Source organism: Brevundimonas nasdae, assembly GCF_016654005.1.
GTDB lineage: Bacteria > Pseudomonadota > Alphaproteobacteria > Caulobacterales > Caulobacteraceae > Brevundimonas > Brevundimonas nasdae.
Genome location: NZ_JAEPWN010000001.1, coordinates 489,786 through 514,199, shown reverse-complemented (window position 1 = coordinate 514,199; position 24,414 = coordinate 489,786). Strand labels below are relative to the sequence as shown.

26 protein-coding genes are annotated in these 24,414 nt (G+C 65.4%); 4 read left to right on the top strand and 22 right to left on the bottom strand.

What is annotated here, in order from left to right; translation table 11 throughout:
- Positions 1-6: 6 nt before the first annotated feature.
- From JKF87_RS02495 to JKF87_RS02430, 14 genes are all read right to left on the bottom strand, one after another.
- Positions 7-1,047, bottom strand: a complete 1,041-nt coding sequence (locus tag JKF87_RS02495; protein ID WP_201096948.1) for a histidine kinase dimerization/phosphoacceptor domain -containing protein — start codon at positions 1,045-1,047, stop codon at positions 7-9.
- Positions 1,044-1,469, bottom strand: a complete 426-nt coding sequence (locus JKF87_RS02490; protein ID WP_244999601.1) for a response regulator — start codon at positions 1,467-1,469, stop codon at positions 1,044-1,046. The genes JKF87_RS02495 and JKF87_RS02490 overlap by 4 nt, the downstream gene beginning before the upstream one ends.
- The gene (locus tag JKF87_RS02485) at positions 1,466-2,974 is read right to left on the bottom strand and encodes a sensor histidine kinase (protein ID WP_236261034.1); all 1,509 of its coding nucleotides are present in this window, start codon (positions 2,972-2,974) and stop codon (positions 1,466-1,468) included. The genes JKF87_RS02490 and JKF87_RS02485 overlap by 4 nt, the downstream gene beginning before the upstream one ends.
- 149 nt (positions 2,975-3,123) lie before the next feature.
- Positions 3,124-5,229: a flagellar biosynthesis protein FlhA gene (gene flhA, locus JKF87_RS02480; protein ID WP_370874275.1), complete on the bottom strand. Its 2,106-nt coding sequence runs from the start codon at positions 5,227-5,229 to the stop codon at positions 3,124-3,126.
- Complete coding sequence (bla, locus tag JKF87_RS02475; protein WP_201096944.1) at positions 5,222-6,118, bottom strand: class A beta-lactamase; 897 nt, start codon at positions 6,116-6,118, stop codon at positions 5,222-5,224. The genes flhA and bla overlap by 8 nt, the downstream gene beginning before the upstream one ends.
- Position 6,119: 1 nt before the next feature.
- Positions 6,120-7,544, bottom strand: coding sequence for a sigma-54-dependent transcriptional regulator FlbD (gene flbD / locus JKF87_RS02470; RefSeq protein WP_201096942.1), 1,425 nt, complete (start codon positions 7,542-7,544; stop codon positions 6,120-6,122).
- A gap of 45 nt (positions 7,545-7,589) precedes the next feature.
- On the bottom strand, positions 7,590-7,922 hold the full coding sequence (fliN, locus tag JKF87_RS02465) for a flagellar motor switch protein FliN (RefSeq protein ID WP_201096940.1): 333 nt from the start codon (positions 7,920-7,922) through the stop codon (positions 7,590-7,592).
- Positions 7,922-8,578 carry a FliH/SctL family protein gene (locus JKF87_RS02460; RefSeq protein ID WP_201096938.1) on the bottom strand — a complete coding sequence of 219 codons (657 nt, stop codon included), beginning with the start codon at positions 8,576-8,578 and terminating at the stop codon, positions 7,922-7,924. Before JKF87_RS02460 ends, fliN begins: the two co-directional genes overlap by 1 nt.
- Position 8,579: 1 nt before the next feature.
- Complete coding sequence (fliG, locus tag JKF87_RS02455; RefSeq protein ID WP_201096936.1) at positions 8,580-9,614, bottom strand: flagellar motor switch protein FliG; 1,035 nt, start codon at positions 9,612-9,614, stop codon at positions 8,580-8,582.
- Complete coding sequence (fliF, locus tag JKF87_RS02450; protein WP_201096934.1) at positions 9,614-11,245, bottom strand: flagellar basal-body MS-ring/collar protein FliF; 1,632 nt, start codon at positions 11,243-11,245, stop codon at positions 9,614-9,616. Before fliF ends, fliG begins: the two co-directional genes overlap by 1 nt.
- Positions 11,246-11,417: 172 nt before the next feature.
- Positions 11,418-12,503 (bottom strand): Glu/Leu/Phe/Val family dehydrogenase, encoded by a 1,086-nt coding sequence (locus tag JKF87_RS02445; protein ID WP_201096932.1) that lies wholly within the window; start codon positions 12,501-12,503, stop codon positions 11,418-11,420.
- Positions 12,504-12,683: 180 nt separating this feature from the next.
- A complete protein-coding gene (locus JKF87_RS02440; RefSeq protein WP_201097237.1) occupies positions 12,684-13,697 on the bottom strand; it encodes an alpha/beta fold hydrolase in 1,014 nt (337 codons plus the stop codon).
- Positions 13,698-13,699: 2 nt separating this feature from the next.
- Positions 13,700-14,287 (bottom strand): uracil-DNA glycosylase family protein, encoded by a 588-nt coding sequence (locus JKF87_RS02435; RefSeq protein ID WP_201096930.1) that lies wholly within the window; start codon positions 14,285-14,287, stop codon positions 13,700-13,702.
- Positions 14,277-14,582: a DUF3253 domain-containing protein gene (locus JKF87_RS02430; RefSeq protein ID WP_201096928.1), complete on the bottom strand. Its 306-nt coding sequence runs from the start codon at positions 14,580-14,582 to the stop codon at positions 14,277-14,279. Before JKF87_RS02430 ends, JKF87_RS02435 begins: the two co-directional genes overlap by 11 nt.
- A gap of 48 nt (positions 14,583-14,630) precedes the next feature.
- On the opposite strand from JKF87_RS02430, the gene JKF87_RS02425 reads away from it, so the two are divergent.
- A complete protein-coding gene (locus tag JKF87_RS02425) occupies positions 14,631-15,062 on the top strand; it encodes a PaaI family thioesterase (RefSeq protein ID WP_201096926.1) in 432 nt (143 codons plus the stop codon).
- 6 nt (positions 15,063-15,068) lie between these two features.
- On the opposite strand, the gene JKF87_RS02420 is transcribed toward JKF87_RS02425, so the two are convergent.
- From JKF87_RS02420 to JKF87_RS02390, 7 genes are all read right to left on the bottom strand, one after another.
- Positions 15,069-15,599 carry a hypothetical protein gene (locus JKF87_RS02420; RefSeq protein ID WP_201096924.1) on the bottom strand — a complete coding sequence of 177 codons (531 nt, stop codon included), beginning with the start codon at positions 15,597-15,599 and terminating at the stop codon, positions 15,069-15,071.
- Positions 15,600-15,735: 136 nt separating this feature from the next.
- Positions 15,736-17,097, bottom strand: coding sequence for a serine hydrolase (locus tag JKF87_RS02415; protein ID WP_201096922.1), 1,362 nt, complete (start codon positions 17,095-17,097; stop codon positions 15,736-15,738).
- Positions 17,098-17,210: 113 nt separating this feature from the next.
- Positions 17,211-17,651 carry an acetyltransferase gene (locus JKF87_RS02410; RefSeq protein WP_201096920.1) on the bottom strand — a complete coding sequence of 147 codons (441 nt, stop codon included), beginning with the start codon at positions 17,649-17,651 and terminating at the stop codon, positions 17,211-17,213.
- Between the two features lie 13 nt (positions 17,652-17,664).
- Positions 17,665-18,279 carry a glutathione S-transferase family protein gene (locus JKF87_RS02405; protein ID WP_201096918.1) on the bottom strand — a complete coding sequence of 205 codons (615 nt, stop codon included), beginning with the start codon at positions 18,277-18,279 and terminating at the stop codon, positions 17,665-17,667.
- A gap of 28 nt (positions 18,280-18,307) precedes the next feature.
- Entirely contained in the window at positions 18,308-19,582 is a 1,275-nt protein-coding gene (locus tag JKF87_RS02400) for a NupC/NupG family nucleoside CNT transporter (RefSeq protein WP_201096916.1), read from the bottom strand.
- Between the two features lie 77 nt (positions 19,583-19,659).
- Positions 19,660-20,088, bottom strand: a complete 429-nt coding sequence (locus tag JKF87_RS02395) for a CBS domain-containing protein (RefSeq protein WP_201096913.1) — start codon at positions 20,086-20,088, stop codon at positions 19,660-19,662.
- A gap of 136 nt (positions 20,089-20,224) precedes the next feature.
- The gene (locus JKF87_RS02390) at positions 20,225-20,896 is read right to left on the bottom strand and encodes a rhomboid family intramembrane serine protease (RefSeq protein ID WP_236261032.1); all 672 of its coding nucleotides are present in this window, start codon (positions 20,894-20,896) and stop codon (positions 20,225-20,227) included.
- Between the two features lie 120 nt (positions 20,897-21,016).
- Here JKF87_RS02390 and hfaA point away from each other — a divergent pair, with 120 nt between their 5' ends.
- Genes hfaA through hfaD form a run of 3 tightly spaced genes read left to right on the top strand, consistent with a single transcriptional unit; the run spans position 21,017 to position 23,656 of the window.
- Positions 21,017-21,454, top strand: coding sequence for a holdfast anchoring protein HfaA (hfaA, locus tag JKF87_RS02385; protein ID WP_201096911.1), 438 nt, complete (start codon positions 21,017-21,019; stop codon positions 21,452-21,454).
- Positions 21,451-22,464, top strand: a complete 1,014-nt coding sequence (gene hfaB / locus JKF87_RS02380; protein WP_201096909.1) for a holdfast anchoring protein HfaB — start codon at positions 21,451-21,453, stop codon at positions 22,462-22,464. Before hfaA ends, hfaB begins: the two co-directional genes overlap by 4 nt.
- Complete coding sequence (gene hfaD / locus JKF87_RS02375; RefSeq protein ID WP_236261031.1) at positions 22,394-23,656, top strand: holdfast anchor protein HfaD; 1,263 nt, start codon at positions 22,394-22,396, stop codon at positions 23,654-23,656. Before hfaB ends, hfaD begins: the two co-directional genes overlap by 71 nt.
- Positions 23,657-23,668: 12 nt before the next feature.
- On the opposite strand, the gene JKF87_RS02370 is transcribed toward hfaD, so the two are convergent.
- On the bottom strand, positions 23,669-24,289 hold the full coding sequence (locus tag JKF87_RS02370) for a DJ-1/PfpI family protein (RefSeq protein ID WP_201096907.1): 621 nt from the start codon (positions 24,287-24,289) through the stop codon (positions 23,669-23,671).
- Between the last annotated feature and the right edge of the window lie 125 nt (positions 24,290-24,414).

Below are 24,414 nucleotides of genomic sequence, written 5' to 3'. Positions count from 1 at the left end.
TGGACCTTAGAGGTCGAACACCAACTGGGCGCGAACGCCCTTGTGGGCGCCATCATATTCGACGCCCGAACGCAGGCCAGACGCCATGGCGGAAATGATCTTGCCGCCCAGCCCCGTGCCCTTCGGCTTGCCCAGTCCCAGACCCGGCCCGTCGTCTTCGACCGTTAGAATGGCCCGCCCGTCATCGCTGGGTTTCATCTGGATGCGGATCTCACCGCCCTGCCCCGGCGCATAGGCGTATTTGACGGCGTTGGTCACCAGCTCCGTCACGATCACGCCCAGCGACACCGCCTGGTCGGTCGACACCGACAGGGGCGACGCCTCCAGGATCAGGCGAGGCGAACCGTCGTCCGGCCCGATGGACTTGGACAGTTCGTCCATCAGCCCACGCAGATATTCGTCCATGGCCACGCGCGACATGTCGCCGGACGTGTAGAGGCGCCGGTGCACATGGGCGACGGCCTCGATCCGCGCCTGGGATTCCCGCAGCGCATCCTTGGCGCCCTGGTCGGACACGTGACGCATCTGCAGCGACATGAAGCTGGACACCAACTGCAGCGAATTGCCGACGCGGTGGTTCACTTCCCGCAGCATGGCCTCGGCCCGGTCGCGCGCCAGTCGGATTTCCTCCTGCGCCCTGTCGTTGTCGCGCTGCAGACGACGGCGCACGACCGCATCCTCCAGCGCCGAGCGCAGCAGGGAGGTGAAGTCCTCCGACACATCCTTGATCACATAGTCCGCCGCCCCGGCCCGCAGGGCCGCCACCGCCAGACGGCCTTCCTGCGCGCCCGTCACATAGACAACCGGCGGCGGGGCGTTCAGCGCCATGATCTCAGGCAGCACGTCCATGCCGTCACGGGTGGGCATATAGTGGTCCAGCGCGCAGACGTCATATTCGAACTGCTTGAGCAGGCTCAAACCTTCGTCTCCATCGGAGGCGCAGGTGACCACATATCCTTTACGGCTCAGTTCCTTCTCGACCAGCCGGGACAGGCCCCGGTCGTCGTCGATGTAGAGCAGGCGGATGGCGCCGGTGTTTTCGCTCACTCGATCTCCGGGGCCTGGATCACCGACAGGAACAGGCCCAGCTGGCGGATCGCGCCTGCGAAGGACTCATAATCCACCGGCTTGGTGATGTAGACGTTGCAGCCTAGATCGTAGCAACGCTGAATTTCGACCTTATCGTCTGTGGTGGTCAGAACAACTACAGGTGCGCGGCGCAGACGTTCATTGCCTTTCACCTTCTCCAGAATGTCGGTGCCAGACATATCGGGAAGGTTCAGGTCCAGAAGGATGAGCAACGGCCCATTCGTCAGCACCTCTTCACTGAAGAGATATTCGATTGCTGCGCCGCCTTCATCGAAATGCTTGATTTCGTTGTTGATATTTGCGCGACGAATATTCTTTTCGATCAGCTTGGCATGACCGTGGTCATCTTCGACCATGACGATTTTAACAGGATGCGTCACAGCGCGGCTCCAGGTTCTGACAGATTCAATCGTTTGGGGAATTTCAGCAGGAAAGTCGAGCCCTTGCCGAGCTCGGACTCAACATCAATCGTGCCGCCGATACGGCGAACACTATTACGGACAAAGGCCAGCCCTAGCCCCTCTCCGGTGCGATCTTGTTTGCCTGACCGTCTGAACAGCTCGAATATGCGTTCATGGTCGCGCGGAGCGATCCCACGACCGTTATCGGCGATGCGATAGACGATGAAATTGCCCGGCGCCTCTTCGCCAGAGACCACGATCTCGCCGGGGCGCTCGGAATCCAGATATTTAACGGCGTTATCAATCAAATTGCCGACAATCTGTTCCATCGAGAGTCGGTCGCTTTCGATGGTTGGCATCTTCTGGACCGTGATCTTGGCGCCAGAGGCTTCGGTCTGGTGATGCACGCTGTTGGCGATCCCCTGCGCCATGGCCGTCATGTCCAGCGTCTCGGGCTGCAGGTTGCGCCGCCCTTCACGCGACAGTTTGAGGATGGCGTTGATCAGCCGGTCCATCTTCTCGGTGGAGGCGCGGATGAAGCCGATGGCCTCGGGCATGTCCTCACGGACGGCCACGACGACCTCCTTGTCGACCTCGCGCTCCTTTTCAGCCTCGGCTATGGCCTTCTCGACGATCTTGCCCGCCTGCTCCAGTTCGGAGGTGTAACCCATGACGTTGACCAGGGGCGCGCGCAGGTCGTGACTGACGATATAGGCGAAGCGCTGGATTTCCTCATTGGCGCGCATCAGATCGCCGGTCCGTTCCAGAACCGTCGCCTCCAGCCCCACGTTCAGAGCGTCCACCTGCTCGCGCGCCGCCTGGATTTCCGCCACGTATCGCCGGACCATCCAGGCCGACAGGATCGCCAGGATCACCACCAGAATCGCCGCCAGCGCATCCATGATGACCGTCAACATCCCAGACTGCTGGGACGACCGCGTGCGCTCGGCGATGCGGTTGGACTTGGCCTCGTCGAATTGATCCACAGTTGCGCGCATGTCATCCATGAAGCGCTTGCCTTCGCCCGAGCGCACCGACTGGATGGCCTCCCCGATCCGCCCCTCGCGCGCCATGGCCAGCGTCGCATCCATCTCGGCGAACTTGCTGTCCGCCAGGCTGTGCATCCGTTTCACATAGGTGTCGAGCTCGGGATCCTTGGCCGCCGTCTCCTCCAGGAAGACCAGCGCAGGCTCCATGTCGTGCCGGGCCTCTTCGAACGGCTGCAGGAATTCGCTGCGCCCCGTCAGCAGAAAGCCGCGCTGAGCCGTTTCGGCGTCCAGCATCGCGATCATCACCGTGCGCGACGCCCGCCGCATCAGTTGGGCGTGCTCAATCGTGGCGTTCACCTTGGCCGTTCGCTGAATCATCACGAAGGTGCCGACGTTGACCAGCAGCAGCAGCGCAAACGCCAGCACCAGCAAGGCCGTAATCGACCGCACCAGCGACGGCGTCCGCAGAAAATCGCTGAATCGCGACAAGCTCAAGCTTGGTCTCGTTGTCATGAGCGAAGCATTAGCGTTGCTTTGTCGAAGGTCAAACAAGGGTTGTGCACGGCAGGCCTCTCCACCCAGTCAAAAGCATGGGGGTTAAGGTTTGTTGATGGCTCGCCCAACTATGGCCGCGCGTCGCCTGTTCAGACCTGCCCCAGGGTCCTCAAGCGCGCCTTGGGATGGATCTCGTTCTGGCTCATCACCACGGTCTGGCCGCGGAAGCGTTCGATGATGGAACGGACATAGGGGCGGGTCTGCGGTCCGGTCAGCAGCACGGGATTTTCGCCCATCATCGCCACCCGCTCAAAGGTGTCGCGCACCGAGCGGATGAAGTCCTGCAGCCGTGAGGGCGCCATCGCCAGTTGCTTGTCTTCTCCGCCGCCGATCAGGCTCTCGGCGAAGGCGGCCTCCCATTCCGGCGACAGGGTCACGATGGGCAGGGCGCCGTCGCCGCCCTGATGCTGCCAGCACAGCTGACGCGCCAGACGGGCTCGGACGTGTTCGACCAGGGTGGTGACGCTGCTGGAGTGCGGTGCGGCCTCGGCCAGGCCTTCCAGAATGGCGGGCAAGTCGCGGATCGACACCTTCTCGCGCAACAGCACCTGCAGGACGCGCTGCAGCGTGGTGACCGTGACCACGCTGGGCACCAGTTCCTCGACCAGCTTCTTCTCTTCGGGCCCCAGTTCCTTCAGCAGCTTCTGCACTTCGCCATAGGACAGCAGGTCCGCCATATTCTCCTTCAGGATCTCGGTCAGGTGCGTGGTCAGAACCGTGGACGGATCAACCAGCGTATAGCCGTGGAAGGTCGCCTCTTCGCGCAGGCTTTCATCGATCCAGGTCGCAGGCAGGCCGAAGGTCGGCTCCTTCATATGTTCGCCCGGCAGCTCGACCTGGCGTCCAGCCGGGTCCATGGCCATCAGGTGGCCCAGACGCACCTCGCCCGCGCCCGCGTCCATCTCCTTGATGCGGATGGCGTAGCCCTGGGTCGGCAGGCGCATATTGTCCAGAATGCGCACCTGCGGCATCACGAAGCCGTACTCCTGCGCCAGCGACCGACGCAGCGCCTTGATCTGATCGGTCAGGCGACGCCCCTCCAGATCATTGATCAGGCTCAGAAGTGAATAACCCAGCTCGATCTTGACCTCGTCGATGGTCAGGACGTTGGAGATCGGCTCGTCGACCTCGGGCTGCGGCTTGGCGGCCTCGATCTCCGCCTCGGTCGGTTTGGGCTTCAGGCGCTCGCGCCCCAGCCGCCACGCCATATAGCCAGAGCCCAGCGCCAGGGCCGCAAATGGGATCAGCGGCATGCCGGGGATCAGGCCGATCAGGCCCGCCGCGCCCGACACCACGCCCAACGACACCGGGTTGGTGGCCAGTTGCGTCACCATGGCCTTGTCGGCCGTGCCTTCGACGCCAGCCTTCGACACCAGGAAGCCTGCGGCGATCGAGATGATGATGGCCGGAACCTGGGTCACCAGGCCGTCGCCAACCGTCAGCTGCACATAGGTGCTGGCGGCCTGGGCGGCGGGCATCCCGTGTTGCAGGGTGCCGATCAGCATCCCGCCGATCACATTGATGAAGGTGATGATCAGGCCCGCGACCGCGTCGCCGCGCACGAACTTGGACGCGCCGTCCATGGCGCCGAAGAAGGTGGATTCCTGCTCCAGCTCCTTGCGGCGCAGCTTGGCGCCCTCTTCGGTGATCAGGCCGGATGACAGATCGGCGTCGATGGCCATCTGCTTGCCGGGCATCGAGTCCAGGGTGAATCGGGCCGACACTTCGGCGATCCGGGTCGAACCCTTGGTGATGACGACGAAGTTCACCACCAGGATGATGGCGAAGATGATCACCCCGATGATGAAATTGCCCCCCATCATCAACTGACCAAAGGCGTTGATGACCTGACCCGCCGCGTCGTGACCTTCCTGACCGTGCGTCAGGATCAGGCGCGTCGAGGCCAGGTTCAGGCCCAGGCGGAACAGGGTCGAAACCAGCAGCACCGTGGGGAAGATGGCGAAATCCAGCGGCCGCTTCATCATCACGGCGGTCATCAGGATCAGCACGCTAGACACCAGCGAGATCGCCAGCAGCAGGTCCAGAAGCATCTTCGGGACCGGCAGGATCAGCAGCATGATCACGCCGATCACGCCGACCGCCATCAGGACTTCGCCGCGGTTCAGCCAGCCCAGAACATCACGCCCGGTCGGACGGGCCATGCCGTCCTTCATCATGATCGGGGCGTCAGCCACGGCCCAGCGCCTTCAGGGCGCGGCGGGCGGCGTCGGCGATGACGGCGTCGCGTTGATCATCGGTCGCCTCGACGGCGCCGCTGAAATAGGCGGCCATGATGATCGGCGCGCCGGTCGGCGGCGTCAGCATTCCGATGTCGTTGGTCGCGCCGTTCGATCCCGTCCCGGTCTTGTGCGCGATGGTCCAGCCCGCAGGCGTCGCCGCCTTCAGCCGGCCCGGCCCGGTCGGCGAAGCGATCAGCCAACTCTTCAGCAGGGCGTCATGCTCGGGCGTCAGCCGCGTGCTGGACGCCATCAGCTGGATATTGGCCAGGGTCTGTTCCGGCAGACAGGTGTCGCGCGGGTCGTTGGGCAGGGCGGTGTTCAGGTCCGGCTCCAGGCGCGAAATCAGGGTGGTGGTGTCGCCGAACGTCGGCCACCACGAACGCCATACGGCGATTCCGCCCATTTCCCGGATCAGGATGTTGGCGGCCGGATTATCGCTGACCTCGACCGCCGCCTGCATCAACTGGCGAATGGTCAGGGTGCGCCCGACGGCTTTTTCAGTGACGGGCGCGTGGGGGATCATGTCGGCAGCGGTGATCCGCACCGTGCGGTCCAGATCTTCCTCGTCGCGCTGGATACGCTCGAAGGTCGCCACCGCCAGAAAGGCTTTGAACGTCGAGCAGAAGGCGAAACGCTCCTGCGACCGCCACAACAGCCGGCGTCCGCTGCCCATGTCCAGGGCGGCGAAGCCCAGCCGCCCGCCGTGCCGCGCCTCCAGATCGGACAGGAAGAAGTCCTGCGTCTGCTCGTCGGCCTGCGGCTTCTTGCGCTTCGGATAGCAGGCCGCCAGCGTCAGCGCGCCTGCGCCGACGATCAACGACCTGCGATCGAAGCCATAGGCCATGTCAGGCCGCGTAGCCTGAGGCCGACACGCCGCTCTGGGGCGCCGGGATGGCCGTACCCTCGTCAGCGTATTCGTTCAGCTTGTTGCGCAGTGTGCGGATGGAGATGCCCAGGATGTTGGCCGCATGGGTGCGATTGCCCAGGCAGTGATTCAGGGTGTCCAGAATAAGCGTCTTTTCCATCGCCGCCACGGTCTGACCGACAAAGTTGCGCGTCACCGCATCCGCCGCCTGGGCCGCGCGCGCCGCGACGCCGCCGCCGTAGGCGCTGTCGTGTCCGACCAGCGCCGCATGGCCGGTCATGCCCGACGAAGAGGGGTTCAGCGGCTGACCATCCGGCAGGCGGATGGCGTCCACGTCGATCTCTGCGCCGGTCGCCAGCAGCACCGCGCGGTGCATGGCGTTCTCCAACTCGCGGACGTTGCCGGGCCAGCGGTGCGCGGCGATGGCCTCACGCGCCTTGGCCGAGATCGGACGCACCGGCACGCCGTTGGCGGCGGCGTATTTCTTGACGAAATGTTCGGCCAGCACGCCGATGTCGCCGGGACGCTCACGCAGGGACGGCAGGCGCAGGTTCACCACGTTCAGCCGGTACAGCAGGTCCTCGCGGAACACGCCCTCCGCCACAGCCTTGGACAGGTCGCGGTTCGAGGTGGCGATGATGCGGATATTGACCGGCACGGGCTTGGAGCCGCCGACGCGGTCGATGACCCGCTCCTGAATGGCGCGCAGCAGCTTGGCCTGCAGCCGGGCGTCCATCTCGCTGATTTCGTCCAGCAGCAGGGTGCCGCCGTCGGCCTCTTCGAACTTGCCGATCCGGCGCGCCACGGCCCCGGTGAAGGCGCCCTTCTCATGGCCGAACAGTTCGGATTCCAGCAGATTGTCGGGAATGGCGGCGCAGTTGACGCTGATGAAGGGGCGTTCCTTGCGGCGTGAATTCTCGTGCAGGTAACGGGCCATCACCTCCTTGCCGACGCCGCTTTCGCCGGTGACCAGGATCGAGGCTTCCGAGCGCGCGACCTGATCGGCCAGCTGCAGCACGGCCTTCATCGACGGATCGGCCGAGATCATCGGCTTTTCGTCGTCCGCCACCGCCGACAGGACGGCGGCGATCAGGTCCGCATCAGGCGGCAGGGGGATGAACTCCTTGGCCCCGGCGCGGATGGCGGCGGCGGCTTCGCGCGCATCCGCGTCGACCCCGAAGGCCACCACCGGCACGGTGATGCGCTCAGCTTCGTTGGCCGCAATCAGGGCGGCGATGTCGAGCTGATAGTCCACCATCAGGAGGTCAGCGCCCTGCCCCCGACGCAACTGCTCGGTCGCCTGATCCGCACGTTCGACGTGATTGACCTTGGCGCCGTGCGCCATGGCCATCTTAACCGCCGAAGCCAGTTGTCCGCTCAGTCTGCCAACCACCAGAAGACGCATTGTTCTTCTCCTCTAATCCTGTTTCGAACGCGTCGCCCCGATCACTCAGGCGCCGCCGTCCTCCGCCTTGACGATTTCCGTCATTGTGACGCCCAGCCGGTCCTCGACGACGACGACCTCGCCGCGCGCGACCAGACGATTGTTGACGAAGATGTCGATCGCCTCGCCGACCTTGCGGTCCAGCTCCAGCACCGAGCCCCTGTTCAGCTTCAGCAGTTGGGCCACCGACATGTGCGACTTGCCCAGCACCGCCGAGATGTTGACCGGCACGTCGAACACGGTGGCCAGGTCAGCGGCGGTCTTGTCCCCGCCCTCGTCCAGGGTGGTCAGTTCGGTGGAGGCGGCGAACTCCTCAAGAGCCAGGTCTTCGGACGCCATCAGAATTCGCTCCGGTCGGCTGAAAGGGTTTCGCCATGGCCAGCTTCAGCGGCCAGGGCGGCGGTCAGGGCTTCGGCGACGCGATCGGCGGAGCCTTGAGGATCGTGTTCGGCGCGGCCGTCCGCCCATTCCAGCTGGAAGGCCGAAGGCGCCATGCCCGGCTCGTCGCGGAAGGCCACCACGCCGGTGAAGCCGCTGTCGGCGCAGGCCTGCTCGATCTGGGCGCGCGCCGTCTCATCCAGACCCGAACCGCGCATCACCAGACGCGGCGATGCGTCGATTTCCTGCGCCAGCATCTCCAGCGCCGCCCTCAGCGGGGCGTTTGGGAACCTGGCCAGCGCCGCGCCGCCGATGGCCCGCGCCGCCGCCATGGCCAGATCAGCCGACTGTTCGCGGTGCGCCTGGGCGACGCTCTTCAGCATGGTCATGGCCTGGGCGGTGGACTGGGCGATGTGGCTCAGGGCCATGGCGCGGACGTGCTCGACCTCGCTCAGCGCCTGTTCGCGGGCCTCCAGCCGCGCCTGCGCCACCAGGGCGTCGACCTCGGCGGGCAGGAAGCTGCGCTTGGGCGCCTTCCACGCGCCAGGATGCACGACGCCACCGTCGGCGTCGAACTCGGTGTCGAAGATGAAGGGACGAGGTTGGGAGTGGGCCATGTCAGTAAATCAACTCGTCGTCGGCGCCCTGGCCGGCCAGCATGATCTCGCCGCGCGCCGCCAGATCCTTGGCCACCTGCACCATGGCCATCTGGGCCGCATCCACGTCCTTCAGACGCACAGGCCCCATGGATTCCATGTCTTCGCGCATGATCTTGGACGCGCGCTCGGACATATTGGAGAAGAACATCTCGCGAAGGGTTTCCGATGAGCCCTTCAGCGCCAGCCCCAGCTGATCCTTCTCGACGCCGCGCAGCAGGGTCTGCACTCCGCCGGGGTCCAGCCGCGACAGGTCCTCGAACACGAACATCAGGGCGCGGATGCGCTCGGCGGATTCGCGGCTGCGCTCCTCCAGCGCGCCGATGAAGCGGGCCTCGGTCTGGCGGTCGAAGTTGTTGAAGATGTCGGCCATCATTTCGTGGCTGTCGCGCTTGGAGGTGCGGGCCAGGTTCGACATGAACTCGTTGCGCAGGGTCTGTTCGATCTTGTCCAGAATCTCGCGCTGCACCGGCTCCATGCGCAGCATCCGCTGCACGCATTCCAGGGCGAAGTCCTCCGGCAGGCTGGTCAACACGCGGGCGGCGTGGTCGGAACGCACCTTGGACAGGATCACCGCCACCGTCTGCGGGTATTCATTCTTCAGATAGTTGGCGAGGACCGCCTCATTCACATTGCCCAGCTTATCCCACATGGTGCGCCCGGCGGGACCGCGGATCTCCTCCATCAGCCCATCGACGCGGTCCTTGGGCAGGAAGGCGGACAGCATCCGCTGCGTCTGGTCATAGCTTCCCATGACCGAGCCGGAGCCCGACAGGCCCGACACAAACTCCAGCATCAGGCTCTCGACCACCTCGGCGCTGACCGTGCCCAGGGTGGACATGGCCTGCGAGACCTCCTTGACCTCTTCGTCGTCCAGCCGCTCCCACAGCGCCGTGTGCTCCTCGCCCAGCGCCAGCAGGATGACGGCCGCCTTTTCAGGCCCCGTCAGCTTCGCGGCGTCATCGACCGCAGCCTTTTTGTTGACCAGCTTCGCCATCAGCCTTCGGACACCCAGCCGCGCAGGATGCTCGTGGCCTCATCAGGATGGCTCTGCACGAAGTCGGCGACCTTCTTGACCGAGGACGCCTTCACCTGACCCTCGATGCGGGCGATGTCGATCTTGTGGTCCATCTCGCTGTGCGACGCCAGATGCGCCAGTTGCGGCTGGCCGTCCGGCCCGACCAGGGTGGTCTGCAGCGCCGTCACCGGCACGCCGTCACCCGCCAGGGCCGGCAGGTTCGAACCGCCGCCCACCGTCTTCAACAGCGGACGCAGAACGAAGAAGATCAGAAGCCCGGCGGTCAGCAGCAGCACCAGCAGCTCGATCCCGCGCATGATGTCGTTCTTGGAGAAGTTGAACATCGACGACGCGCCGTCCAGTCCGCCGCCCAACGCCGGGTCACGGTTGAAGCGGACGTTCAGCACCTCGATCTTGTCGCCGCGCGCTTCGTCCACACCGGCGGCGGCGGCCACCAGCGACTTGATCTGTGCGATCTCCTCGGCGGTGCGCGGCGCATAGGTCGGTTCGCCCTTGCCGTTCGCAGGCGGCGTCCAGCGTCCGTCGACGGCGACCGAGACGGACAGCTTCTTGACCTCGCCCGGCTCGCGCGTGGTCGTCGTTGTGGTGCTGGAGTTCTGGTAGTTGGTGATCTCGGCGTTCTGGCTGGACCGCTCGCCCGTCTGGATCGGATCGCCCGCCCCGCCCGGCATGTTGTTGGCGGCGGACACGGCGCCGTCAGGCTGGGCCTGATTGTTCTGCGACAGCGAACCGTTGGTCGAGGTCGACAGCACGACCTGGCCGTCGGGATCGTACTTCTGCTCTTGAGTGGTCGAACGGCTGCGGTCGATGTCGGCCGACACCTGAACGCGCGCGGCGCCCACGCCGACCACGCCTTCGACGATGTCCTTGATGCGCGCCTGAAGCTGGGCCTCGGTCGTGTTCTTGGTCTCCAGCGCCGAGGCGGACGAGAACTCGTCGCCCTCATTGCCGGCCGCCAGTGTGCGGTTGTTCTGGTCGGCGACCGTGACGCGCTCCGGCTTCAGGTTCGGCACGGACGAGGCCACCAGGTTGCGGATCGCCCGCACCTGATCGCCCGACAGGTCGCGCCCGCCCAGTCCCACCAGAACGGCGGCTGTGGGGTCAGAGGCGGCGGACGAGAACATCTCACGGCGCGGCAGGGTGATGTGGACGCGGGCGGCGGTGATGCCGCGCATCGACATGATGGTGCGCGACAACTCGCCCTGCAGGGCGCGCTGCTCGTTCAACTGCTGCTGGAACTCGGTCTGGCCCAGCACCGACTGGTTGTCGAAGATTTCGTAACCAACCGACCCCGTGGTCACCAGCCCCTTGCCGGCGACCAGCATCCGGGCCTCGCCGACCTGATCGCGGTTGACCATGATGGTCGAGCCGTCGCCCTTGGACGAATATTTGATGTTGGCCTGCTGGAGGGCGGCGGTGATTTCACCCGCTTCGCGCAGATCCAGATTGGAATACAGCAGCGCGTCCGGCGACTGCCCCATCCGCAGCATGACGGCGACCAGCACGGCGGCGACCCCCGCGGCGACGCCGAGCACCGCAGCCAGACGACCGATCCCGAACTTCTGCAACGCCTCGGTGAAACCGCCCACGCGTCCCCGCCCCAAAACTGGCGGGAGACCAACGCAGACCCGCTAGGCAGAAAATGCCGCCCATATGGTAAATGCCGCGTTAAGAGACGGTTACAAAGATCGCCTCAGGCGCCGAACATGCCCCAAACCGCCTTTCCCTCTCCCTGCGGGGAGGGAAAGGCTTCGGCGCGCGTTACGCCGCCTGCTTCAGCTTTTCATCAGCCGCCGCCGCGATGCGGGCTTCGGCGATGGCGTCGGCGATTTCGTGGGTCGGACGGTTTTCGACGGCCGAACGCTCCAGGATCTCGTCGAAGGTTTCGATCAGACGCGACAGCTTCTTCTCGACCCAGGCCGGATCAAAGGCGCCCTTGGTCTGACGAGCGTTCATTTCCGCCGCCACATTGATGATGCCGCCGCCGTTGACGACGTAATCGGGCGCATACAGCACGCCGCGCTCGAACAGGATGCGGCCGATTTCCGGCGTGGCCAGTTGGTTGTTGGCGGCGCCGACCACGGCCTTGGCGGTGATCCGGCCCAGCGTGTGCGGGTTCAGCGTCGCGCCCAGGGCGCACGGCGCATAGATGTCGGCCTTGACGTCATAGATGGCGTCGGGCGCAACGATCTCGGCGCCCGTGCGGGCGGCGACTTCGGCCAGGGTTGCGGTGTTGACGTCGGTCATCACCAGCTTGGCGCCTGCAGCCGCCAGCTTGTCGGCCAGGTATCCGCCGACGTGGCCCACGCCCTGCATGGCGATGGTCAGGCCGGTCAGATCATCCTGTTTGAACAGACGACGCGCGACCGCCAGGGTCGAGCGATAGACGCCCTCAGCCGTCACCGGGCTGGGGTCGCCCGAGGCTTCCGGCCCGTCCTTCAGGCCCAGGACGCGCGAGGTCGTCTTGCGCGCCTCGGCGATGTCGGCGACCGACACGCCCACGTCCTCGGCGGCGTAATAGACGCCGCCCAGCGTATCGACGGCGCGGCCAAAGGCGCGGAACAGCTCAGGCGTCTTCTGAGTGCGGCTGTCGCCGATGATCACCGACTTGCCGCCGCCCATTTCCAGGTCCGCGACCGCGTTCTTGTAGCTCATGCCCTTGGACAGACGCAGCACGTCCTCCAGCGCCTCGGCCGAGGACGCATAGTTCCACATTCGCGTGCCGCCGACGGCTGGGCCGCGTGCGGTGGAGTGAACGGCGACGACCGCCTTCAGGCCGGTTTTCTCGTCGAAGAAGGCGTGAACGCCCTCATGGTTCGCGAACGACGGCGAATCGAACAGTGTCATGCCCATAGCAGGGCCTCCCAGGGTAATATTATTCTTGCCCAGACATTAGGCCTGCAGCGATTAGGCTTCAAGCACGACAATTTCACGGCACAGCCCCACGGCGCGCGATCTCACCCCTGTTGCAGCGCAACAATGCACAGTTTTATCTAAAGAGCGCCGTTCGACGCCCGCGCCGACCAGTCAGCGCGCCCGCTTCTCAAGCTCAGGCAGCACAGGCTGGGCGCCCGACGGTAAGGCGCCTTGCGGGTCGCGCAGGAAGGCGGCCACGTCGCGGTACACCACCTCGGCCTGCAGATCGCGGTTCAGCAGGTGCCAGGCGTCGGGATAAAAGGCCGTCCGCAGCGTCGATCCGGCCGGAACCTGATCCAGCGCGCGCCGCATCGGCCCCTTCTCCACCACCTCGTCATGGGCGCCGTACATCAGGATGGACGGCGTGCGCGACAGACCGACCTTCCGCGACGCGCTCTCCATCAGGTCGACCAGCCCATAGATGGTGTCGAACCGCGTCGACAGCAGGCTCTCAGGATCGCGGCCGTTGCGGTAAAGTTCCAGCCAGTTGGACGAGGCGACGATGCGGCTGGCGATGAAGGACGGCGGCTCCACCGCCACCGGTCCGGCGACCCGCGCGGCGACATTCAGCACCGAACTGTTCAGCCAGCCTTGCGCCGACCATCCCCAGACGCCGGGCGACAGGAAGACCACCCGGTCCGCGTTCGGCGGCCGGTCCGATCCGAACGCCGCCGCCGCCACCGATCCGCCCATGCTTTCGCCCACCACGGCGATCACGGCCTGAGGATAGCGGGCGCGCGCCATTGCGACGGCCTCGCGCACGTCGTCGGTCATCCGCACCTCGCCCGCCCATTCGCCCCGTCCGGGCGCCTGGCCGAAGCCGCGCTGGTCATAGGCCCAGGTCTCGATCCCCTGCTCGGCCCACCACGGCCCAGCCAGCCGGAAAGAGGCCGCATGGTCGTTCATCCCGTGCAGGGCCACGATCACCGCCCACGGCTCTTGATCCTTGGGCGACCACCGCATCAGCGGCAGGCGCGCCCCGTCCGACATCACCAGCGCCCGATCCTCGACGTGAGGCCCGGTGAACCCGGCGGGCGGCGTCAGCGGCGCCTGGATATGCGGCGTGGCGCAGGCGGACAGGGTCAAGGCGACGGCGATCCCGGCCGCAACCGCCAAGGCGCGCATGTTCAAACCAGAATCCCCCGCACCCGCTCTTTCAGATACGGAACAACCTCCGCCTCGAACCACGGGTTCTTTCTCAGCCAGGCCGTATTGCGCCACGACGGGTGCGGCAGCACCAGCACATCCGGCGCATATTCCCGCCACGCACGCACAGTCTCGGTCATGTTCCGCTTCGTCCGGCCCTTCAGCGCCCAGGTCTGGGCATAGCTCCCAACCAGCAGCGTCAGTTCCATGCGCGGCAGCGCATCCATCAACTGCGGTCGCCACAGTTCGGCGCAGCGCGGCGGCGGCGGATAGTCGCCACCCTTGGGCGCCGTCCCCGGATAGCAGAAGGCCTGCGCCGCCACGCCGATGCGGTGATCGGCATAGAAGGTCTCGTAATCCACGCCCATCCAGTCCCGCAGCCGGTCACCCGACGGATCGGTGAACGGCAGGCCGCTCTCATGCACCCGCCGCCCCGGCGCCTGTCCGCAGATCAGCAGACGCGTCTGTGGAAACACCCGGACGACCGGGCGCGGCGTATGCGGCAGCACGCCTGCGCAGGCGCGGCAGGCGCGTATGTCGTTCAGAACCTCTTCGAGGTCAGTCGTCATCACCCTCGTCGACGACGGGCGGGCGGCGGCTCAGGGCCAGCGCCGTTTCCTCTTCGGTCGGCTGGCGCAAGCGCGTCACGCCGCGGAAGTTGTCCGGATCGACCGGCTTGCCCTTCTTGGTGATGGTCAACTGGCCCTGACGCATCAGGTGCAGCGCGACGGCGCGCACCTTGGGCAGCATCCGCTGCCATTGCTCCGGCTGTAGCTCTTTGGCCACTTCGGCAGGCTCGATGCTCTTGCCGGGGCCGATTGCAGCCAGTTTGTTCAAAATTGCGGTTTCGATCGGATCGCTCATTGGGCCTATATGCTGCACTGCACGACCAGAAGTAAGGCCAAGTCTTCCATGCCGAAGAAAATCACCGTCACCGAGGGCGAATTCGCCGGCTGGCAGACCTATGACCTGCACGACACCTTCGACGTGGTGGTCGGGCCCTTCTACGGCAAGCTGGACCCCGACGGTCACATGCGTTGCGCCTTCCGCGCCGAGCAGAAGCACATGAACGCAGGCGGGCGGATGCACGGCGGCTGCCTGATGACCTTCGCCGACATCGCCATGTTCCAGATCGCCTATCAGGAGATGGAGGGCGCATCCGGCGTCACCGTCCAACTGGACAGCACCTTCATCGACGGCGGCTATGTCGGCGAACTGATCGAGGCCACCGGCCAGGTCACCAAAGCCGGCAAGAGTCTGATCTTCGTGCGCGGCCAGATCAACACCGGAGAACGCCTGTTGATGACCTTCTCCGGCGTCATCCGCAAGTTCACGCCGCGCTGATCGCCCTCACCGTCGCGTCTTGAACCCATAGGGCGCGGCAGGCGGGGCGCAGTTCTTCTGCTGGCCGATGCCTTTCAGGAAGGCGCGACGCGCCAGGCCGGCGCGGATGGCGGACTGGACTTCGCGGCTGTGCTGGGCGGCGCCGCTCAGGCGGCGGACCCAACTGCGGAAGGGAATGAAGTCGGTCGCCGTATCGCGCACGGCGTCCAGCGCGGCGCCCGCCGCCTGTTGATCCAGCGCCTCGCCGTCGCCGCTTGTCGGCACGTCGATGTCCGGCCCCAGGGCCTCGTCCAGGCGTGCGATTTCGGCGCCGATAGCGGCGCACCGTCCCAAGCCGGTCACCGCATAGGGCGCGCCCCGCGCCTGCAACAGAACCTCAGGGATTTCCTCGCGCTTCAGGTTCAGGTCTTCCAGCGGCGCCTGCACGGCGTCGCCGACCCCGGCGTTGAAGGTCTGGGTTCCACTGGACAGCGACGTCCCCGCATTACAGGCCGTCAACAGGCCGCACACGGCCACAAGTGCGATAGGTCTAAGCATCCGTCCTCCGATAAGCTGCTGCCTAGTCAAGCTTGGCGGGCGCGAATGGTTCCCCGGATTAAGCACCTTGGCGTGGCGCAGTTTGGCGAAAACGCGTGGCCGCCCGCCCTCTGTGCAGAGGCGGGCGGCGATGGGCCTATTGCCTCGGCGCGGGCATTTCGCGCCCGCCCTGGTGCAGCACCAGCCCCTCGATCCCGCCTGCCGCATTGCGGGTGAAGGTGATCTGGGCGTCGATGGCTTCGACGAAGAAGGCGTCCGTCGTCTCCGGCGTCAGGGCGACCGGCTTCTGCCCCGTTGCCTGCGCCGTCAGCACCCCGTCCGCCACCTTCAGGGTCAGGGCGAAGCCAGGCGCGACCTGATAGACGCCCGAATAGGCCGCCAGCGCATCCGCCGACATCGCCGCCGCCTGCCGCTCATCGGCCAGGGTCACCGCCCCACCCCGCGCCAGGGTCATCAGCTCCCCGCCCAGCTTCAGCGGGGCCGCGCCGTTCAGATTGCCCAGCACCACCACCGTCATCCGGTTCGTGGTGTCATAGGCCAGATAGGTGTTGAACCCGTCGATGGCGCCGGAATGGCTGATGATCGTGTCATCTCCGTCCTTGGCGACCTCCAGACCCAGGGCGTAGTTGTTGCGGTAGGGCGTGGTCAGGATCGCCAGCGACTGCGGCTTCAGCAGCCGCGCGCCGAACAGCCCTTGCTCCCACTTCAACAGGTCATGGGTCGTGGAATAGAGGCCGCCCGCCCCCTGCGGCACGCTCATATCCACATAGGCCGCATTGATCACCCCCTCGCCGCTGGGCGTATAGCCCGAAGCACGGCGTGGCAGGATGACGTCATGGCTGTCGTATCCGCTGTCGCCCATGTTCAGCGGGTGGAACAGGTTCTGCACCACGAAGTCGGCATAGGTCTGGCCGCTGACCCTCTCGATGATGGCCGTCAGCACCACATAGCCGGAGTTGGAATAGGCCCACCCCTCGCCCGGCTGGAACGCCAGCGGCCGGTCCCTGAACCTCGCCATCAGGGCTTCAGCCGTTGTCGGCAGGGTCTTCTTCGCCTCGAAATCCTCCAGCCGCGTATAGTCGGCCAGAGCCGCCGTATGGGTCAGCAGATGGCGCACCGTCATCCGGTCCCATGCGGCTGGCGCATTGGGCAGATAGGTCTTCACCGGCGCATCCAGATCGACCTGCCCGCGCTCGTTCAACAGCATGATGGCCACGGCGGTGAACTGTTTGGTCACAGACCCCAGCCGGAACCTGGTGGCGCTGTCGTTGGGGATCGACCATTCGCGATTAGCCAGCCCATAGCCCCGGTCCAGCAGGATCTGACCGTCGCGCGCCACCAGGACCGAGCCGGAAAACTCATCCTTGTCCGCCGCCGCACGAACAACCTGATCCATCCGCCCCGCATCCTGCGCCAGGACGGGCGTGGCGGTGATGGCGAGCAAACAGAAACCGGCGGCGACCAGACGCAGACCGCCGCAAAAAACAGATTTGGACACTATGGAACCACTGACAGGCGTGATGTTCACGCTATGCGGGGTAGAGGCGCCGGACCGTGCTTACGGATGCTGCGGTCGACCTTATCTTTCTGTAATGAAAGTCGCTTCGTCGCTCAGACCTGCTGATGACGCAGGTGGATCAGCGGATAGGGTCGTCCCTGCCCGTCCAGATCAGAGCGGCCTTTGGCGGCGAACCCCATCCGCTCATAAAAGCCGACCGCCTGGGCATTCTGCGCGTTCACATCGGTCGTCAACTCCGGCTGGCTGGCCAGGGCGTAAGCGACCAGGGCGCGCCCTACGCCCTGCCCCCGGCTGTCGGGATCGATGAACAGGGCCTCCATATGCGACCCGTCCACCAGCATGAAGCCCAGCGGCCGATCGTCGGCATCCACCGCCAGCACCAGAGGCGCGGCGGGCAGGAATCCCTCGACCTCGGCGCCGATGGCGGCCCGGTCCTGCGGGGTCAGGAAGTCATGGGTGGCGTCGACGGCGCGGTTCCAGATTTCAACGACACGGGCGGCGTCGGCAGGTGTTGAAAGACGAATATCAACCATTGATTAACCTTGATCAAGCGCCCGCCTTCGAAGCAGGCCGCGCCTTGCACGCCTGCATCCAGCGCGCCAGATTCTCAAACTCTGCGGGCGGGCGGTATTTGATCAGGTGCCCGAACTCCAGCCCGACCAGGGCCACGATGTCGGCGATGCTGAACCGATCGGCGATGAACTCGCGCTCGGCCAGACGCCGGTCCAGCGTCTTCATGAACTTCTCGGCGCTGCCCAGATTGTACTGCGCCACCTCGGGCTGAGGCGCCTCCAGCGCCGCCAGCGCCGGATGGCTGAACCGCACCCCCATCATCATGGGATTGGCCAGATAGATCTCGCAGCGCCGCATCCACATCTCGATCACCGCCTGCTCACGCGGGTCATTCCCGAACAGGTTCGGCTCGGGATGAAGCGCCTCTAGATAGCGGGCGATGGCGATGGATTCCGAAATGGTCGTCTCGTCGTCCAGCTCCAGCGCGGGCACATGGGGCGCGCCCACCTTGTTGCGGTATTCCGGCTGATAGTGGGCGCCTGACAGCAGATCCAGCTCGACGATCTCGACATCCTCGATCCCCTTCTCGGCCATGACCCAGAGGACGCGACGCGGGTTGGGCGCGCGGTGCGAGGTGTAGAGCTTCATCAGAACGTCTCCGTTGTTTTTAGAAACGCTACTGCCCAAATACCGCCGCTGGCAAGCTTCCGACGACGGCGGCGCTCATCAAAGTAGCCAGGAAGCCCGCGAACAGCGCCTTCCAGATCAGGCTCAACACCTCCTCGCGACGGTCGGGCATCAGCACCGACAGGCCGGTCACAGTGATGCCGACCGAGCCGATGTTGGCGAATCCGCACAGGGCGTAGGTCATCAGCATCCGCGTGCGCTCGCTCATGTCGCCCAGCGGAATCTTGCCAAGTTCGATGAAGGCCTTGAATTCGGTCAGGGTCAGTTTGACGCCCAGCAGCTTGCCGGCCTGCCCCGCCTCCTTGGCGTCCACGCCCGCCAACCAGGCCAGGGGCGTGAACACCACGCCCAGAATCCGCTCTACCGTCAGAGGCTCGCCAAACACCACGAACCCGCTCAGCATCACATTGACCAGGGCCACCAGGGCCACGAACACGATCAGCACCGCCGAGATGTTCAGCACCACCATCAGGCCGTCGGACGTGCCCTTGGAGATGGCGTCGATGGCGCTGTCGTACTTCAGGGCGGAATCATAGCTGATCTTCTGGACCGCCTGCTTGTCGGTCTCGGGCACGATCACCCGCGCCAACAACACCCCGGCGGGGGCCGAAACAATCGAGGCGACCAGCACATGGCCAGCCGCATTGGGCAGGACGTGGGCCAGAATGGTCGCATAGGCCACCATGGTCGAACCGGCGACAGTCGCCAGGCCCACGGTCATCATCAGGAAGATTTCCGATCGGCTCAGCTTGTCCAGATAGGCCTTGATGACGATCGGGCTCTCGATGGTGCCCAGGAAAATATTGGCCGCAACCGCCAGGGCCGACGCCCCGCCCAACCCCATGGTCCGCTGGAACAGGAAACCGAAACCCCGAATCAGCCACTTCAGAATCTTCCAGTGCCAGAACAGCGCCGACAGGGCCGAGATCACCAAAATCAGCGGCAGCACATTGAAGGCGAAGACGAACAGCACGTTCTGGTCCGCCACGGCATAGGGCTGGGCGCCGCCGCCCAGATAGCCGAAGACGAACTGCGTCCCCTCCGCCGTCGCCTTGGCCAGGCCGTCGATGGCGTTGGTCACCGCGTCCAGCACGACGCGCGACCCCGGAATGCCGAACAGCACCAGCACCAGACCGGCCTGAACCAGCACGGCGCCGATCGCCAGCTTCCACGGGAAGACCCGTCTGTTTTCCGAGATCGCCCAGCAGACTGCGACAATGACAACCAGGCCGAACAGGCTCTGGAGGTTCAGAAGACTGAACATCTATGATATCCCTTGCCGGAACCCGCGCCCGGCTGATCGCGCCTTCAACGGCAACAGGCCCGCGCTGGCAAGGGGGTTCAACCCGCCGCGATATAGGTTCTCAGACTTTCCGCCTCCTGGGCGTGTTCAGCGATCTGGCATTTGACCACGTCGCCGATGGAGACCACCCCCGCCAGTCGACCATCAGTCAGCACCGGCAGATGCCGGATGCGGCGGTCAGTCATGCGGTTCATCAGCGCCGACATCTGTTCAGAGGCTTCGGCGTAGATCACCTTTGCGGTCATATAGTTACTGACCGTGCGGGTCAGGGCCGCCGCCCCGTCCGCCGCCACCGCCCTGACGACGTCACGCTCTGAAAACACGCCTGCGATACGGTCCCCGTCGCAGACGACCAGCGCCCCTACGTGCTTCTGCTCCAGTTCATGACAGGCCTCAGCGACCGTCACATCCGGCGTAATGGAAAAAACAGCGTTTCCCTTGGTCTTGAGGATCTCGGCGACAAACATCGCGGCTCCCTTCTCTCTCTGTGTGAAAGAGACGACCGCAGGGCCGGAATGGCGACAGGGCCGCTCAACCGGGATGATCGCTCAGGCGGCGGACGAAATCAAACCGACCCACCCGCCCGGATTGAAAACGCCGCAATCAGGCCGCCTCCTCCTCGATCAGCACGCCGCGCTTGAACAGCCGCCCCAGCGGGCCGATGGCCAGAATTCCGACCACGAACCCGACCGCATGGGCCTCCCAGGCGATCTGCGCGCCTTCGGCGCCGGGCATATAGCCGACCACGCCGGTGAACAGATTGACCGCCATCCAGGCCAGGGACATGGCGATGACCCGTTTGTCGAACAGGGGGCGCACCCGGCCGTGCGCGCCCAGCAGGCGGGTCGCCGCGCCGATCAAGCCGAACACCGCGCCGGACGCCCCCACCATCGGATTGGGCGATCCCCAGTGGATCAGCCCATAGCCCAGGGCCGCCAGCACCCCGCACGACACATAAAACAGCAGAAACACGCTGGGCCCGATCCGATCACCGAACAGACGGGCCACCGGCGCCCCGAACGCCACTGCTGCAACCGCATTCATCAGGGCGTGCGTCCAGTTGGCGTGCAGCAGCATGGAGGTGAACAGGCCGCCCCAGCGGCCCTGCTCCAGATCGGCGGGCGCAAAGGCCATGCTGGCCCCCATGTCAGGCAATTGCTGCTGGAAAAAGAACAACACGGGCATGGAAAGCGCGATCAACAGCACCGGCAATGGCACGTTGAACATCGGCTCATGCGGCTGGGGTGTGTCGAATCGGCTGTTTTGTCGGGCCATATTCACCAAATGCGCGGCGCCCCCGCTCACATCAAGCGGTTCTTAATAACCTTAACGCAGGTTGTGGGCTGGGTCCTGTTCTCGGCCCGAGTTCGACCCCGTGGGTTAGGAGACGTCAGAATGCCCGCCAAGAGGCTGATTCCGATCGCAGCAATGCTGATCGCCGTTCTGTCCCCGACAGTCGCATTGGCCCAGAACTACGGCTCAGCCGGCGCCTCCAGCTTCCAGCAGGGGTACGGCGGCGCGCGCAATGCGACCTCGACCCAGACAACCGGCTCGACGCGCGACGCCAACGGCAACCGCCTGATCGTCGACGGCATCATCCAGTCCGGGGCCTCGTCCTATTCGCGGGAATCGGGCGGAGCCGCCTCGGCCTACGCCGGTGCAGGCGGCGGATCGCGCAACGGCACGACCATCGGCGGCTCAACCGCCATCGGCAACCAGTTGAATGTCGTGGTCCAGGGCCGAAACAACGTGGTCATCGTGAACTCCACCCAGACCAACAACGGCGCCGTCAACGCAGGCACCAGCCTGAATGGAAACATCAACCTGCCATGATCCGCCGCACCCTTATTCGCAGCGTCGCCGGCGCCGCCGCATCCGCCCTGCTGCTGGCAGGCTGTGTCAGCCCGACCGCCGGGCCGTCGGGTCTCTACGCCACGCCTATCGGCAACGCGCCCGTCACGGCAAACCCGACGCCCTATTCGGCGGCCCTGTATTGCCTGGCCGACTATGCGCGTCGCTATAACCTGCCCTCGCCGCGCATGGCCGTAGGACGGATCAGCGACTACACCGGCACCGTCTCGGCTGACGGCGGCCGCCAGATCACCGGCGGCGCATCCCTGATGGCCAACTCGGCCCTGGCCAAGGCCGGCGCCCGCATCGTCGAACGCTACGACACTTCGGTGTCCGAGCTTGAGCTGCGCTACGCCAACAACAAGCTGATCGGCGACAACGCCCCCAACGCCCAGGGACCGGAAGACACCCAATACCGCCGCATCCTGGCTGGTCAGGTTCCGGGCTCCGACTTCTATGTCGTCGGCGGCATCACCGAGGTGAACTACAACATCCGCTCGGCCGGTTTCGACGCCGCCCAGGGCGAGATCGACAGCAAACGCCCAGGTTCGACCCTGTTGAACGGCCGCATCTATGTAATGAACATCGCCATGGACCTGCGTCTGGTCCAGACCTCCACGCTGGAGGTGGTCGATGTCGTCTCCTATCAGAAGCAGATCATCGGCCGTGAAATCTCGGCGGGGGTGTTCGACTTCCTCAGCGGCAACGTCTTCGACATTTCCGCAGGCACCGGCGGCATGGAGCCGACACAACTGGCCGTCCGCGCCCTGGTCGAACGCGCCACGGTCGAGTTCATGGCCAATCTGTACGGCGCCCCTGGCCCCGAAATCTGCCTGAACCCCGCCAATGACCCGCTGCGTGATTCCACGGTCGGACCGACCGGCGGCTTCTATCCAGCCTACCCAACCACGGACACCAACAATGGCCAGACACGCGCCGATCCGTCTCGCTGGCATGATCGCCGCGACGGCGACGTTCGCCGCTCTCGCTAATACAGCGAGCGCACAGGCCGTCCCCACCTGCCCGCCGGAAACGGGCTCGGCCTGCACGAACGATCAGACCCAGAACGGCCGCATCATCGCCGAGGTGAACCTCGACGTGGCGGTCGGCCAATTGAACGTGTCCAACGGCGCGGGCGGCAATGTGCTGATGGGCGGAATCCGCGACACCGCCGGCGCCCTGATCTCGCGCCAGACCCTGACCGCGCCTGTGACGGCCCAGACCAACGCCAACCTCAACGGCGTGACTGACGGCTTCGTCAATTCCGCCACCCAGGCGACCGGCAACTACACCCAGGTCTATACCGAGAAGGCGACCTTTGACGTCAACTCGACCCAGACGGCGACCGGCGACAACGTCAGCGCCCGCACCAATCTGCACGGCCCCACGACCCACATCCTGAAAGGCGGCGAGGTCACATCTGCGGCCAACGCCAACAGCGCCCTGATCGGCGGCCCCTCCGCCGTCCTGACCGGCACGGTCAACCAGCAGAGCCAGACCACCGTCTTCGCCGAGACGGTCGCCGACATTCAATACATCCCCGCGCCGATGGCCTTTGACTCTCAGGCGGCGGCCAACGCGGTCCAGACCAACACCACCGGCGCCTCGCACCAGAACCTGACGGTCAATCAGGTCAACAATCCCTCGACGGTAGAAGCCCGCACCGACATCTATGTCGACAACGGCTGGAACCTGGCCGCCCGCGCCCAGGCCAACGCCAACCGCGCCGCGCTCTATAACGCCGGCGGCTCCATGCTGGCCCGCACCAACCAGACCAACGAAGGCCGCGTCATCGCCGACGCCCGCGCCCAGACCAATCTGCAGGGCCAGACCGCCGTCCACGCCCGCGCCGTCGCCAACGAAGTCATCGCCGGCAACAACGACATCTACCTGAAGCTGGACAACACCCAGATCAACTCGGGCGGCGTCGAGGCCACGGCGACCTACGTTGGCGTCAAGGGCTACGACAGCTATGTCAGCTCGGACGCCATCGGCAACAGCGTGACGGGCTACGCGTGCTCCAACTGCGGCGGCGAGATCAACTTCAACAACAATCAGGTCAACAACGGCGCGGTGACGGCGACCACCAACGTCAACATCGCCCAGCCGAACCGCAACGTCGCCGTCGGCGCCAACGCCATCGGCAACTCGGCGACCTTCTTCATCTCCGGCTCAGGCAACTAGGGCCAGACCCGGTCAGGCTGCGACGGGCGACCTGACCGGCAGAAACGGCGTCACCGCCCCCAGCGCACCCTCGACATAGGCGGCCTTCTCGCCCACCGGGGCGACATAGTGGATGGCCTCCTCGGCGTCCTTGACCGAGCCCAGCCGCGCGATGATCCAGGCGGCCAGATATTGCGAAGCCATGCAGCCGCCCGCCGTCGCCACATTGCCGTGCGCCACGAACGGCGCGTCCAGCACATCCACCCCGGCCTCGATCACCCACGGCTTGGTCGTCAGATCCGTGCAGGCGGGCAGGTTTCCGACCAGACCCAGCCTGGCCAGCATCAGCGTGCCGGAACATTGCGCCCCGATGATCTGACGCGTCGGGTCCAGCCGGATCTGGGCCATCAGGCCCGCATCCGCCGCCAGTTCGCGCGTCTTGATCCCGCTGCCGATCAGCACCGCATCGGCGGTGGCTGCGAACTCCAGCGGCTGCTGACGCTGGATCGTGACGCCGTTCATGGAGGTCACTTCCGGCGTCGGCGACGTGATCTGCGCCTGCCAGCCCTTGGCCTTCATCCGGTTCAGAATCCCTGCCGCAATGAAGGAATCCAGCTCGTTGAATCCGTCAAAGGTCAGAACCGCGATCTGCACGTCGGTCTCCTGCAAGCCAGCAACACCGGCCGTCTCGCCGACCGTCCGGCGACCCTATCACAGGGGTTGCGGCCACGCTTGGCCTTATGGCCTGACGCCCGCCAAAGCCCCTTGCGTCAAAAGGG